Raw genomic sequence first — 11,988 nt, forward strand, 5'->3', positions numbered from 1 at the left:
TCGGTCGTCCGGGTGGATCTGATCAATGGGTCGAAGAGAGGGAGGCACAGGACACGCAGCTGACCGGCCGGCCGGAGTCAATGTCGCCTCGGCTGCGCGCGCAGGGCGCTGCGCCGCTGCCGCCAAGCGCCCAGCAGACGCGCGCCGAGCCGGTCCTCCAGGAAGCCGGTGGCCCGGATGCCGAAAACCACGTCCGGCTCCAGTGCGGGTTCGGCGGCGAGCAGCCCGCCGACCACATCACGGCGTACGACCTGCTCGTGGACGGCGTCCGCCTCCACATGCTCGTCGTAGAAGCGCTGGGCCGCCGGGCCCGCGCCGGTGCGGCGCAGGGCCTCGGCCAGCCGTCGCGAACCCGGTGGAGAGGTCACCTCGACGGCTGCGAAATGCCCGACCAGCGCACCGCGCAGGGCCCGGTGCAGGCCGAACAGCGACATCAGGTTCACCGTCGCCAGTCCCTCGGCGGGGGTGGCGTCGAGGTAGTGGCCGTACGCCGTTTCCAGGGCGAGGTCCGCCATGAGATCGGCGTAGAGCCGGGCATGGACCTCGTCAGCCCGCCCGGCGCCGAACTCGTCGAACTCGATCGCCGCCATGGCCGCCTTCGCCTGTCCGTGCAGCCGGGGGATGACCCAGGCATGCGGGTCGGCCTCCTTCAGGTGGTACAGGGAGCGGACCGCCGCGTACCCCCTCAACTGCCATGGCTCGCCCTCCTGTTGGAGATAGCGGCTGACGCTCGTGTCCGGGCATCCCAAGGAGTCGACCAGGAGGCAGGCGAAGGCCGCCTCGGCACCGGCCGACGCCGGAGTGTCGGCGCGCAGGGCCGTGAGGAACGGTTGTTCCAGCGAGCGTCGCAGAGCCAGCAGCTCGGGGTCCCACTCGCGGTCGTCGGCCACACCGTCGAAACCCTGGTAGTGAAGTTCGTAGAGGACGTAGAGAGCCAGTTGGAGATCGTCTCCGTAGGGATCGGCGAACCGGGTCAAGGACGGGGCCGCGGTGCCGGTGCTCAGCGCGTTGATGACTCCGTCGGACAGCTCCCCGCGCGGCGAAGGGAGCGCGGGGCTGTGCAAGCGTGACTCCTGCTGCGCCCGGGTCACTTCGTACCCTCCCCCCGGAGGGTCGCACGGAGCCGGTGACTGGTGTCGCACCATGGGTATCGGCGGCTTCTGCCGCATGCGCAGACGGCCACCACGAAGCGGTTCGAGGTGAAGACCCTGCCGTCGGCGGTGACCACTTCGACCGGTCCCTCCACGAGCACCGGCCCACCGGGGTCGGCGATGACACGCCGGGGTCGATCAGATGCGTTCCGCACGGACCACCACCAGCCTCTCCAGCCCGTCGTCCGGTTCGCCCAGTAGGCCCTGCCGGCGCAGCCAGGTACGCCTGGAGCGCAACACGGGGCCGAAGGGAATGAGGGCCTGTTCGGTCACCGAGGCGCACAGTCCGGCGTCCGCCAGGCGTTTGAGGGTGGCCTCGACACCGCACAGTGCGGAGTGGACGAACAGCAGCACGCCTTTCGGCCGCAGTACGGCCGGTGCCTCGTCACAGATCCTGTCCACGATCGCGCGGCCGTCGTGCCCTGCCTCCCAGGCGCGTGACCAGCCCCGGTGCGGCAGGCTTCGGGGCGGCGAGGGCACATAGGGCGGATTGCTCACCACGAGGTCGTACGACCGGCCGGAGACGGCGTCGGTGAGGTCGCCATGGCGTACGGTCAGACGTCGTCGTGCCAGGTGTGCGTTCAGGCGAGTGGTGAGTACGGCGGGCCAGGCTATGTCGATCGCGGTGACGCGAGCGCCCAGCCGTGCCGCCCTGAGGGCAAGCACGCCACCGCCGCTGCCGAGGTCCAGTATGTCGGTTTCAGGGCCGACACGTTCGCGGCTCATGGCACGGCCGAGCAGTTCGGTGTCGTACTGGGGCGTATAGACGCCCGGCGGGGTGAGCAGACGTTCCGTCCGCACGGCTGCCGGCGCTTGGCTGACCATGGGTCCCCTCTTCCCTGTTTTGCCCGTCGCCGCATCCCACGTCCGTCGCCCGGGCCGCGGTGAACGGGATCTGCATCGCCGGCGGACGTCCGGCCCGGCCCGGGAAAGTCACCTCAGTGATGGCGGAGGGCGTCGATCAGTTGGTTCTTGCTCATCTGGGAGCGTCCTTCGATACCGACCTTCTTCGCTTCCCGGTAGAGGTCGTTCTTGGTCCGGTCCTCGTACTTGCCGGCTTTGCCGCCCTTGCGGCCGGTCCGGCTGCGCGATCCGCCGTCGGCATTGGCGATCCGCGCGGCCTTCTCCTTGCTCTCACCTCGGCGGCGCAGCGCCTGGTAGGTCCCCTCGTCCTTGATCTGTGCCCTGGGCATTGGCGCTCACCTCGCTTTCGGGCGACGAGTACCCCGTTTCGTCTCTCAGACGTCGCAGTTCCGGCCTCTGGCCCTCGACGCTGCGGGCCACATGCAGGGGCGCACTCCGAGGATCGGTACGGCGTCCGGCGCCTCAGGGTGTGCTTCCCGGGTCTGTCGCCCGGCGCGGGGTCTCGAACTGCATGACCCGCGTGTCGTACCGCTTCCGCGAACGGGGCGCCGGGGACCGCAGCCGCGGTGACAACAGCGACGGAACCGTGCGGGATCGCCATGACTTCCTCGGCGTAGTGCTGGAAGGAACTGCTCAGCGGTACGGGAGTGACCAGCACGTCGCCGGGCTGCGTCAACCAGATCTTCGCGCGAGGCTTGCTGCGCCCAACGGTCCAGCACGTCCTGGGCGGACCGGCTCACCGCGAGGTTCGGTGACGCCGAGCACGAGAAGAACCGCGAACCGGCGGACCTGTTCCGCACGGCCCAGGCCGACGGCCGCAAAGGCGTCAAACTGAGCAAGGGCCGGCTTGGCGTACCTGAACCGCCTCGGCAGGCCCGCCCGCAACGATCCGCGCACCGTCTTGCGGTAGCCGGCGGGCGGCGCCGTGCCCGGTCCGGTTCCCATCAGCCACCGCGACTTGCCAACGCCTCCTGCGCCGCGGTGTCGTGCAACGCGTCCACCGTCTTCATCTGTGACGTCGCCCGGTCAAGGAGCCGGTGCAGCCGCGCCTCGTCCGCTTGGTTCAGTTCTCCCGCCACCGGGAGCAGCGCCTGCCACAACTGTTGCTTTCCCTGTATGCCCAGACGCAGGGACTCCAGCTCGATCAAGGTGCTCAGTCCGGAGCGCCGCCAGAATCGGCCGTTCGGCTTCAGTCGGGTGATCTTCTCGGCGGCCCACCCGCCGTACACCTTGTGCCTTCTCGGCGGCACGTGCAGCGACTGCATCAGCGCCAGCAGGCTCAGCCGGTCCTGGGAGACGTCCTCGGCCAAGCGCCTGAAGTCTCCTCCGGTGGCACAGGACTTGTGCTCCCGTGCCATGCGCCACGCCAGGTCCTGCCCGAAGGTGGCACCGGACAGGTGATCATTGAGGTAGATGCTCAGTGCTTTGTGTTCCATGGTCCTTCTCCAGTCCGCTGCTCGTGGGGCGGGGCAGCATCCCCTTCTGCTGCCCGCGCAGGCCGACCGAGTCGCCCCCGGCCCAGGTCAGCCGTGGCAGGGGCGCGGGGACGGGATGGTGAGCCGTCACGGAGTCCGAGTACCCGTTGCGGCCGTTTCCAGCTGGGCAAGGCTCACCGGGCACGACCTCGCCTGGATTCTTCGCGACGGACGACATTCACAGGGGAAAGCGAGCCGCTTGGCGCACTCACGTACCTTGCGAATCGATATAGGGCGCGAATTCCGGCCAGGTCGTCTGGACCGTGCGCAGAAAGATGGCGACGGCCCGTGGGCCCGAGCCCCGGAATCTCCCGAAGTGCGATCTTGGGGTCGTCCGTCTCACGCAGCTTCCGCGTAGAGCGGACGAGGAGTGTTGCACAAACTGACATCCGCCTGTGTCAGATAAATTCCTGACGGTCGAGCAACGCTCGCGCGACCGCCTTTTCCACGCGGTTGCGGGAGCCCGTTCCGTGGGCGGAGTTCATGCCCTCGCATCGCTGACAAGGACCTGGGTGCCGTCCGAGGGCCGTCTGCGGGCTTCAGGGGTTCGGCAGCCGGAAAATCGGACGCAAGGACTTCGACAGCAGCAAGCGGGGTGGCAGGGAGCCCTCCGACCAGTCGGCATCGGACCGCGTCGTGTCGCATGTGGCGTCCGCCACGCGGGCAGGTGACCGGACCGCTTTCCCGCTGCGGAGGTGGCTCTCCATATCCGAGTCCGGGCACGCCATGGGCCCATCCGGCTGGAGTTCGTGCACAGCGGCCGGCTGGGCCCATCGCCCCACTCGCAAATACCCATTACATGTTCTTGCGAGTCTTGCCCTTCAGCTGTTCCGCCTTGCCTTTCAGTTCTTCCTTCGTCCCGCGCGCCGTCTTGGCCGCCTCACCCGCCGCCTCGCGGGTCTTTCCCACGGCACGGTCGCGAGCGCCCTTGAGGTGCATGCTCTCGTCACCGACGAGGTCTCCGGTCGCTTCCTCGACCCTGCCCTTCATTTCCTGGGCCTTGCCATGAATCTTCTTTCCCTGACCAGCCACGGGTATCAGCTCCTCGATCGGCGAATTTCGTTCTCGCCTACGACTACCTTCGAGGAGGGAGTCAAAACTTCACACGTCCACCTTTCTCCGCTTCCCTGTTTCTTCTTTCGCCGCTCCGTCCGTGGCCTGGCCCGGCGGACTCCGGCATGAGCGCAGGTCTCGGTCCGGAACCTCCGGCCAAGTGGCTCCGTCGGGTACTCCGGTCTGCTTTGGCGTGGCCGCACGCGCCGCCCGAGTCGGCGCCTCTGTCCTGGCCGGGAGCGGGCCACCGCGCCTTGCCTCATCGAGGAAGCAGCGGGCCCAGTGGCCCGAGGTCCAGGTTGAGGTCCTCGGGCCGCAACCCGTAATGATCTCGGAGTTCGGCCATGCGTTCCTCAAGGAGCATGAGTGTGAGGCCGATACGTTCCTCCTGGTCCTCACTGAGGGTTCCGCTCTCGAAGCGGCGCAGCGCTTGGCGTTCCATCAACTGCCGCAGCAGTTCCACCACAGTCAGGACGAGCTTCACCAGATCGCGTTCCACGGTGTCGGGTTCGAGTTCGAGGCGTTTCGTCATGACGGCTCCTCCGGTCCGGCCGTGCCTTCCGGCCAGGGCGCGGGGACCTTCTGGTTCACCGAGCTGATCAAGGCGTTGAGATCGATGCGTACGAGGTCGACGTCCGCGATGTTCAGAGTGAGGTTGCCGACGACCACCACACCACCGGCGAGCAGCCGGTCCAGGATGTCGACGAGGCTCACCTCCCTGCCCTCCACAACGGTCATCGCCCCGTCCCTCCCTCTCCTTCGCGCCGGTCTTCCCGCTCCAGCCCCTCGTCACCGCTGAATGAATAGGCAGCCCAGGGACCCGTGAGTTCCACTCGGAGTCCTTGCGGACCACCGGCCATGGCCACGGTCTCGTCCTTCTTCTCTTCGACGATCTTGGTGAACTCGCCGGATCTCACCCGGTCCACCAAGTAGGCGGCGTTCAGTACGTTTCTCCCCCGGGCACCGGAAAGGACCGCTCCCTGAGGGCGGTGGAGCCGGGTGGCCACCGCATGCCGGGCCAGTTCTGCGTGCAACGTCTCCGAGACACCCTCCGCCTGCTGCCACTGCGTTTCCCGCGCCGTGTGCCGGTGGGACCGCTGCCGGAGGTAGTCACGCCCGGTGGCGGCCCTCTTCTGCTCTGTTTCCGGCGTTGTCTCCGGGAGATACATGTAGACCTTCACGCCCCATTCGACCCGGCCGTCCACCTGGCCCAGCAGCTCCAGAAAGCGGTCCTTCTGCGTCCGGAGCATGGTGTGCACCCCGTCGTCGTCGTGGAAGACGGTCCCGAGCCGCAACGGCAGCGGACTGGTCACCGTCATCAGCGCGGCGACGACGGCCTCGTGGGCGCGTGCCGTGCTGCTGACCCAGTCGAGATCCTCCAGACGCTTGCGCAGCGCGGACTCGGCGAAATCCGCTTCCCCCACGTCGCTGACGATCGCGACCAGGCCCTCATCCGCCAATAGCCGGGGCGGAGCGCCGGCCACGCCGGTGAGGGCGGGCACAGGCGCGTCGAAGGGCAGGCACACGGCGTAGACGTATCTCAGCTCACCCACCGTCTTTCCCTCCTCGCGTTCCGTTCACCGCTGGCCCTCCGCCTCCTCCAGTTCCTGAAGGCGTTCCCGCAGTCGTGCGTTCTCGCGGGACAGCTCGTTGCGCCGAGCGCTGGACGACAAGGCGGGATCGGTCTCCCACCAGTCGATTCCCATCTCCTTGGCCTTGTCGACCGAGGCGACGACGAGCCGCAGCTTGACCGTGAGCAGCTCGATGTCCAGGAGATTGATCCGGATGTCGCCCGCGATGACGATGCCCTTGTCCAGGACCCGTTCCAGAATGTCGGCGAGGTTGGAACCCGGCGCGGACCGGTACGGCTCCGGAAATCTGCCGGCGGTCGTCATCGGAACTCCCCGCCGATGGGGCCGGCTGCCTGCAATCGGTCGAGCAGTTGCTCCTCCAGACGATCGAAGGTCTCCTCGTCGATGTCTCCCGCAAGTAGCCGCTGCTCAAGCTCCGCGAGTTCCCGTCGAACGGTCGCGGGGTCGTAGTGCTGGCGCTCGGCCTCGGCCGCGATCTGTTGCAGCACCCAGAGGCTGCCGCGGACCGGCGCGAGGGGGAGCAGCAGAATTTCTTCGACAAGTCCCATGACCTCACCTCAGGCGGTCTCTGCGTCGGCCACGGCACCGGCCCGGCCGGCCGGTACGGGCTCGACGAAGCTGTACGGCGGTAGCGGACCGGTGATGCGGATGTCCAGGTGCGGGTTTTGCTTGCGGACCCGCTCGACCGCGGACAGGAACTCCTCGACGGACGTACGGCCGACCAGGAAGGAGATGTTCACCAGCCATGCCGTGTTCTCCGGGCCGACGCTGACCGCCTCGGTCAGCGGCACCAGTGCGTGCCGCACCTGACGGGCATCCTCGGCCTCGCGGGCTTTCACGGCACCTGCTACCAGCTCACCCAGACGCATCCGCTGCTGCTGGCCGTCACGTCGGGCGCCTCGATTCTCGTCCAGCAGGGCGCGGATCTCCGGATGGCCGGCCAGAACGCGGTGCAGCACCGACTCCGCCAGATGCGCGGCCTTCACGTGGTACTCGGCCCTGCCGTCGAGCGCGTGCAGCCGTTCGATGAACTGTTCCGCGTACTCGGCGAGGGCTGCCGTCACCGCTGCGTCGTCCGCGCTGACGCCGCCGAAGCTCATGGGCAGCACCGGACCCGACACCGCTGACTCGTGGACGACGGTCTGGTGAGCCCGCAGATCGTTCCCGCTCGGCCGGAGGCGGAGGGGTGCGTCGCTGACCACTGCCGCGAGATCACCCTCGGTCACGACACGTACCGCGGGCGGCGGATCTCCTACGCCGGCCAGCCCCTCGGGCACGGCGAGACCACGGTGTCCGATGCAGTAGACATACGTACTCATTCGCCTCCACCTCCTGCGTGCGCCTCGGTGCTTCCGGCGACTGGTGGTGGACCTGCGGCGCGGGTGGCGCCTGATACCGGGGCCGGCCGCGTGCTGTCTTCCTGCTCGCATCGTGCCGACCCCGTGGCCCCGCCAAGACGTCGAATTCCGCTCACGTCGCCCATCGAGTGACCCCGACCGCCTCGGGCAAACGCATGACGCCATACGGTCGGAAAGGCCCTGGCCGTACGGTCGGTGAGGACCTGCTCGGCCTGTGTAAGGCGACGAGGGAAAGGGCCTGCTCAGCCTGCGTGGAGCGACTGGGGAAAGGGCTTGCTCCGCCCTGCGCGCACGCGGGCGGTGCGACGTCGCAGCGGGGCAGCCGAACACGATCCTTCCGCGACCGGTGGTGGCTCGATCCCTCAGGATTGCTGCGCGAGGCGGACGTCGACAGATCCGTCGGAGGACACTCGGCAGTCGAACCGCGGCTGGGGCGCCGTCGCCGGGCCCTGGACGTTCGAGCCGTCCGACAGCCGGAACTGGCTTCCGTGCCAGGGGCATTCGATGCAGCCCTCCAAAACCTTGCCGGCGTGGAGCGGCCCGTCCATGTGGCTGCACCGGTCGGCGAGTACGTTCAGCACTCCGTCCCCGTCCCGTACGACGACCAGCGCCACTTCGTCGGCCGTCCGCCGTACGGGCTCGCCCGTCGGAAAGTCGTCCAGGGTTCCGACCCGGTGCCAGCCCGGCTCGACCAGTACGGGAACGGCTTCCGCGTGGTTGACGCCGGCGGCCTGCCGATAGGCGAGGTGGCCGCCGAGCAAGCCCCCGGCCGTGGCGATCGACAGCCCACCGAAGCCGAGTGTGCGGCCCAGTACCGGGCGCCCCTTCGTCCGCGCCGACAGCGAGGCGGCGTACGCGGTGACCGCTGCGAGGTTCGCCGCGGCGTGGACCAGGCCCACACGGGCCTGCCGCGGGCGCTGCTCCGCCCAGTCCACCCAGCCGGCCAGGGCGGCCGGTCCCGCGGCGGCCAGGCCGACCGCCACCAGACGGCGCGCGGCCCGGCTCTCACCCGGGAACACGTCCAGGACCGCGGCAGAACTCCAGGCGCCGATGGGCAATTGCACCAGGACGGGGTGGAGGGGATGGCCGAGCCAAAGCCCCCGCAACACGTCTCTGCTCTTTCCCAAGGGAAGTGCGCGAACCGCCGTGCGTATCGATCCCGAGATACCGTCGAGCCGTTCCTGCCCTTCGAGGGCGTCCATGACCGTCGTGAGCGTGCGGCTCAGCGGTCCGTGTGATGCGGTCGTGTGTCTCATGGGTCTCATGCGAACCGACTTTCCCTTCCGAAACACAACAAACCAGACGGGCGATCTGTTCGGTTCTGTCGTGAGCAGCGTGAACAGGAGCGGCGGTTCCCGGCACATCTCCGGCTCCGGTCGGCCTCTGGGGCGACCGGAGCCGTCCGGCGTGCCATGCAGAAACGATGGATCGGCTCGACGTCGGTGACCCTGCTGGAGACGAAAACAGGCCCGTGTCGTCGGTTGTGACACCGAAAAAATCATGCTACGGATTGCCGGAAATCCACTTCCGGAGTTTGCGTTCCGGTGAAAGGGGCATGCGGGACCATACAGGTGTTTCGGACCAGAGGCACGCCCGTGGGAGCGACGTCGGCTCACCCGGCCGCGGCTGTCCGGAACACGGTCGCACTCCCATGGAGATCGCTCATCCACACATGAGAGTGGCGACGCATCATGCGAACTCGACCAAACACGCAACACCACCCGCACGACGACGCCCCCGACACTGCGGACGCGTTCCGCAGGCTCGCCGGGCTCCCGGCCGGCCGACAACGTGACACGCTGCGCGACGAGATCGTGGAAGCCTGGCTGCCGATGGCCGAACGCATCGCGGGCCGGTTCTCCGGCCGGGGTGAAGCCTATGAGGATCTGCGCCAGGTCGCGGCCCTCGGGCTGGTCAAGGCGGTCGACCGGTACGACCCGACGCGTGGGAAAGTCTTCGAGAGCTATGCCGTGCCCACAGTCACGGGGGAGATCAAGCGGCACTTCCGCGACCACATGTGGACCCTGCACGTGCCGCGCCGGGTCCAGGAACTACGCAACCGGGTCCGGGCCGCCTGCCAGGAGCTGTCCTGGAGTGCGCCGGACCGCTGGCCCAGCGTCGCCGAGATCGCCGAGTGCGCGAACCTGAGCGAGAAGGACGTGCAGGTAGGTCTGGACGCGCTGGACACATTCAACGTTCTGTCCCTTGACGCCGGGCTGCCGAGCGGGGACGGCTGCTGTCTCGGTGACACCCTCGGTGCGGCCGATGCCGCGCTGGACACCGTCGTGGACCGTGAGGGGGTCAAGTCCCGTCTGCAGGCTCTCCCGGAGCGGGAACGCGCCATTCTCTACCTGCGGTTCTTCAAGGACATGACCCAGAGCGGGATCGCCGAGCAGCTCGGGCTGTCGCAGATGCACGTCTCGCGGCTGCTCAGCAAGTGCTGCCGACAGCTCCGGGAGGAAGTCCTCGCGGACGCTGCTGCCTGATACCGCCCGAAAGGAAGGCCGCATGGCTACCGATAGGCAGCCATGCGGCGGCGACAGCACCGACGCCACGGCCTCGAACTCGCGGCCTCCGCGGGTCCGAACGGTCAAACCGTTGGTGCTGTTGCCAAGCGCTGAGTGAGAGCGAGGGAAGACGCCGACGGCGCGCGCGTGAGAAGTGCCCGGCGCGACCGCCGCCTTGCTCATCGCTCGCGACGGCCTCCTTCCCCGGCGTACTCGTACTCGTTCTCCGACTCCTCGCTCTCGGGTTCTTCTCCCTCCCCCTCGTACTCTCCTTCCGCCTCCCCCTCGTACTCTCCTTCGTCCTCTTCCTCGTAGTCGCCTTCGTCCTCCTGTGCGTACGGCTCGTTCCCCTCCGCTTCCTCTCCTTCGTACTCGGCCTCGGCCTCGGCTTCGTCCTCTTCGCCGTACTCGGCCTCCTGCTCCTCCTGGTCGAGCGCGTCCTCGTGGCTGAGGACGACCTCGCCGTCACGGATCTCACCGCGCCAGCTGTCCTTGGCCTCGCCCTTGAGGCTGATGAAACGGGCGAAGTTCTTCAGATCCAGTCGTGCGCGACGACCTTGGGCACGCCAGATGTTGCCGGTCTTCTCGAACAGGCCGCTGGGGTAGTACTCCATGACCAGGAGGACCCGGGTGAGATTTTCAGCGAGGGGATGGAAGGACACCACGCCCTTTGCGGTGCCCTTCGCGCCTTCCGAGACCCACGCAATGCGGTCGTCCGGCACCTGCTCGGTCGTGTGCGCCTTCCAACTGCGATTGGACCAGAAGACCTTCAGCTGCCAGTCGGAGTGTGTGTCGTCCGCGCGGTTGGCACTCTTCACACCCTTGGCGAAGGTGCTGAAGTCCTGGAACTGGGTCCATTGGTCGTACGCCGTGCGCAGGGGTACGCCGATGTCGATCTGCTCGAAGATGGTGGTGGGCTTGTTGCCCACGCCCTTTCCCTTCGCCTTTCCCTTGCCCTTGCCGACGCCCAGGTTCTTCAAGGCGCCCATGACATTGTCCTTGGCGTGGGAAGCACCGACTTCGAGGACCGAGCGCAACGGGGATTTGCCTTCCGCGAGTTTGCGGCCGCCCTCCAGGGCGAAGTGGATCAGACCCGGGCTGTTGCCCTCGGCGATGTCATTGAGCCTGGCTGTGGCCTTGCCGAGCTGCTGCCCGACGCCGACCAATGCTCGCTGGGCCTGAACCGCAAGGAACTCCTGTGCCTCCGCCTTCAGCCGGTCGGCGGCCTCGCTGTGCGCCAGGCCGCTCAGCATGTCGTCCTTCGCTCCCCTACGAGCGCCGTCCACGGCGGACGTCGCGGAGCCGAGAGTCTCGGTCATCGTCCTCCGCCACCCTTCGGTCGCCGGGCCTGGCCGGTGGAACCGCTACCGGCCGCGGCTGTCTTCCTGGCCGCGGTCTTCTTCGGGGCCCCCTTCCTGGCGGGGGCCGTCCTTGCCGCATTCCGGGCCGTCGTCCGGGCCGGCGCCTTCTTGACGACTCTCTGTGCAGGCCCCTGCGCCTCTTCGTCCTTGCTTTCCGGTTCTTCCCTGCGGCCTGCTTCGTCCTTGCGTTCTGGTTCGTCCTTGCTTTCCGGGACTTCCTTGCGACCCGACTCGGTCTCCTCGTCGGGCTCGCCCGGCTCCTCGTTCTCGCCCTCGTCGGCGGCGGGGGCCGAGGTATCCGGCAGCACACCGGCGAGCTGGTCGCGCATCTGGGCGGTCTGCCCGTGGAGGCGGTCGGCCAGCGCGTTCATCTGCCGCTCGACCATCGCGCCCGACGCTGCCTTGCCGACGCCCTCGAGGTCCTCACGCAATTGGCTGCCGATCTCCTTGAACTGCGGATTGTCCCGCAGCTGCTGGTTCACCAGGTCAGCGACCGCCCGTGGGCCGAGATTCAATCGCTTGCCGGCCATGAGCGAGCCGATGGCGAACGCCAGTTTCATCTTCTTCGTACGTCCAAGGACGTATCCGGCCCCCATAGCCAGGCCGAGTCCCACTCGGTTCATCACG

The 11,988-nt window shown here is 68.0% G+C and carries 16 protein-coding genes and 1 pseudogene; 1 reads left to right on the forward strand and 16 read right to left on the reverse strand.

What is annotated here, in order from left to right; genetic code table 11:
* Positions 1-77: 77 nt before the first annotated feature.
* The 14 genes and pseudogenes from ACFYPJ_RS21915 to ACFYPJ_RS21980 form a co-directional block, all read right to left on the reverse strand.
* A complete protein-coding gene (locus tag ACFYPJ_RS21915) occupies positions 78-1,145 on the reverse strand; it encodes an iron-containing redox enzyme family protein (protein WP_389019552.1) in 1,068 nt (355 codons plus the stop codon).
* Positions 1,088-1,306 carry a CDGSH iron-sulfur domain-containing protein gene (locus ACFYPJ_RS21920; RefSeq protein ID WP_389019554.1) on the reverse strand — a complete coding sequence of 73 codons (219 nt, stop codon included), beginning with the start codon at positions 1,304-1,306 and terminating at the stop codon, positions 1,088-1,090. The genes ACFYPJ_RS21915 and ACFYPJ_RS21920 overlap by 58 nt, the downstream gene beginning before the upstream one ends.
* Positions 1,290-1,976 carry a HemK2/MTQ2 family protein methyltransferase gene (locus tag ACFYPJ_RS21925; RefSeq protein ID WP_389019556.1) on the reverse strand — a complete coding sequence of 229 codons (687 nt, stop codon included), beginning with the start codon at positions 1,974-1,976 and terminating at the stop codon, positions 1,290-1,292. Before ACFYPJ_RS21925 ends, ACFYPJ_RS21920 begins: the two co-directional genes overlap by 17 nt.
* Positions 1,977-2,089: 113 nt before the next feature.
* Positions 2,090-2,344 carry a Rho termination factor gene (locus ACFYPJ_RS21930; RefSeq protein ID WP_389019558.1) on the reverse strand — a complete coding sequence of 85 codons (255 nt, stop codon included), beginning with the start codon at positions 2,342-2,344 and terminating at the stop codon, positions 2,090-2,092.
* A gap of 197 nt (positions 2,345-2,541) precedes the next feature.
* Positions 2,542-2,691 (reverse strand): annotated as a pseudogene (locus tag ACFYPJ_RS21935) (hypothetical protein); the annotation flags it as partial.
* Positions 2,692-2,959: 268 nt separating this feature from the next.
* On the reverse strand, positions 2,960-3,451 hold the full coding sequence (locus ACFYPJ_RS21940) for a hypothetical protein (RefSeq protein WP_389019568.1): 492 nt from the start codon (positions 3,449-3,451) through the stop codon (positions 2,960-2,962).
* Positions 3,452-4,285: 834 nt separating this feature from the next.
* Positions 4,286-4,522, reverse strand: a complete 237-nt coding sequence (locus tag ACFYPJ_RS21945) for a CsbD family protein (protein ID WP_389019571.1) — start codon at positions 4,520-4,522, stop codon at positions 4,286-4,288.
* A 280-nt stretch (positions 4,523-4,802) separates the two neighbouring features.
* Complete coding sequence (locus tag ACFYPJ_RS21950) at positions 4,803-5,075, reverse strand: gas vesicle protein K (protein ID WP_389019573.1); 273 nt, start codon at positions 5,073-5,075, stop codon at positions 4,803-4,805.
* Positions 5,072-5,281: a gas vesicle protein gene (locus ACFYPJ_RS21955; protein ID WP_389019575.1), complete on the reverse strand. Its 210-nt coding sequence runs from the start codon at positions 5,279-5,281 to the stop codon at positions 5,072-5,074. The genes ACFYPJ_RS21950 and ACFYPJ_RS21955 overlap by 4 nt, the downstream gene beginning before the upstream one ends.
* Entirely contained in the window at positions 5,278-6,096 is an 819-nt protein-coding gene (locus tag ACFYPJ_RS21960; protein WP_389019578.1) for a GvpL/GvpF family gas vesicle protein, read from the reverse strand. The genes ACFYPJ_RS21955 and ACFYPJ_RS21960 overlap by 4 nt, the downstream gene beginning before the upstream one ends.
* Positions 6,097-6,120: 24 nt before the next feature.
* Positions 6,121-6,438, reverse strand: a complete 318-nt coding sequence (locus ACFYPJ_RS21965; RefSeq protein WP_389019580.1) for a gas vesicle protein — start codon at positions 6,436-6,438, stop codon at positions 6,121-6,123.
* On the reverse strand, positions 6,435-6,683 hold the full coding sequence (locus tag ACFYPJ_RS21970) for a gas vesicle protein GvpG (RefSeq protein WP_389019583.1): 249 nt from the start codon (positions 6,681-6,683) through the stop codon (positions 6,435-6,437). Before ACFYPJ_RS21970 ends, ACFYPJ_RS21965 begins: the two co-directional genes overlap by 4 nt.
* A 9-nt stretch (positions 6,684-6,692) precedes the next feature.
* The gene (locus ACFYPJ_RS21975) at positions 6,693-7,454 is read right to left on the reverse strand and encodes a GvpL/GvpF family gas vesicle protein (RefSeq protein ID WP_389019586.1); all 762 of its coding nucleotides are present in this window, start codon (positions 7,452-7,454) and stop codon (positions 6,693-6,695) included.
* 401 nt (positions 7,455-7,855) lie between these two features.
* Entirely contained in the window at positions 7,856-8,602 is a 747-nt protein-coding gene (locus tag ACFYPJ_RS21980; protein WP_389019588.1) for a Rieske 2Fe-2S domain-containing protein, read from the reverse strand.
* 582 nt (positions 8,603-9,184) lie between these two features.
* On the opposite strand from ACFYPJ_RS21980, the gene ACFYPJ_RS21985 reads away from it, so the two are divergent.
* Entirely contained in the window at positions 9,185-9,979 is a 795-nt protein-coding gene (locus tag ACFYPJ_RS21985) for a SigB/SigF/SigG family RNA polymerase sigma factor (RefSeq protein ID WP_389019591.1), read from the forward strand.
* Between the two features lie 200 nt (positions 9,980-10,179).
* Here ACFYPJ_RS21985 and ACFYPJ_RS21990 read toward each other — a convergent pair whose 3' ends face one another.
* Together ACFYPJ_RS21990 and ACFYPJ_RS21995 are read right to left on the reverse strand one after the other, a co-directional pair.
* Positions 10,180-11,319, reverse strand: coding sequence for an SRPBCC family protein (locus ACFYPJ_RS21990; RefSeq protein WP_389019594.1), 1,140 nt, complete (start codon positions 11,317-11,319; stop codon positions 10,180-10,182).
* Entirely contained in the window at positions 11,316-11,984 is a 669-nt protein-coding gene (locus ACFYPJ_RS21995) for a DNA primase (protein WP_389019597.1), read from the reverse strand. The genes ACFYPJ_RS21990 and ACFYPJ_RS21995 overlap by 4 nt, the downstream gene beginning before the upstream one ends.
* Positions 11,985-11,988: the final 4 nt, after the last annotated feature.

It is taken from the genome of Streptomyces sp. NPDC006012 (genome assembly GCF_042871185.1).
Taxonomy (GTDB): domain Bacteria; phylum Actinomycetota; class Actinomycetes; order Streptomycetales; family Streptomycetaceae; genus Streptomyces.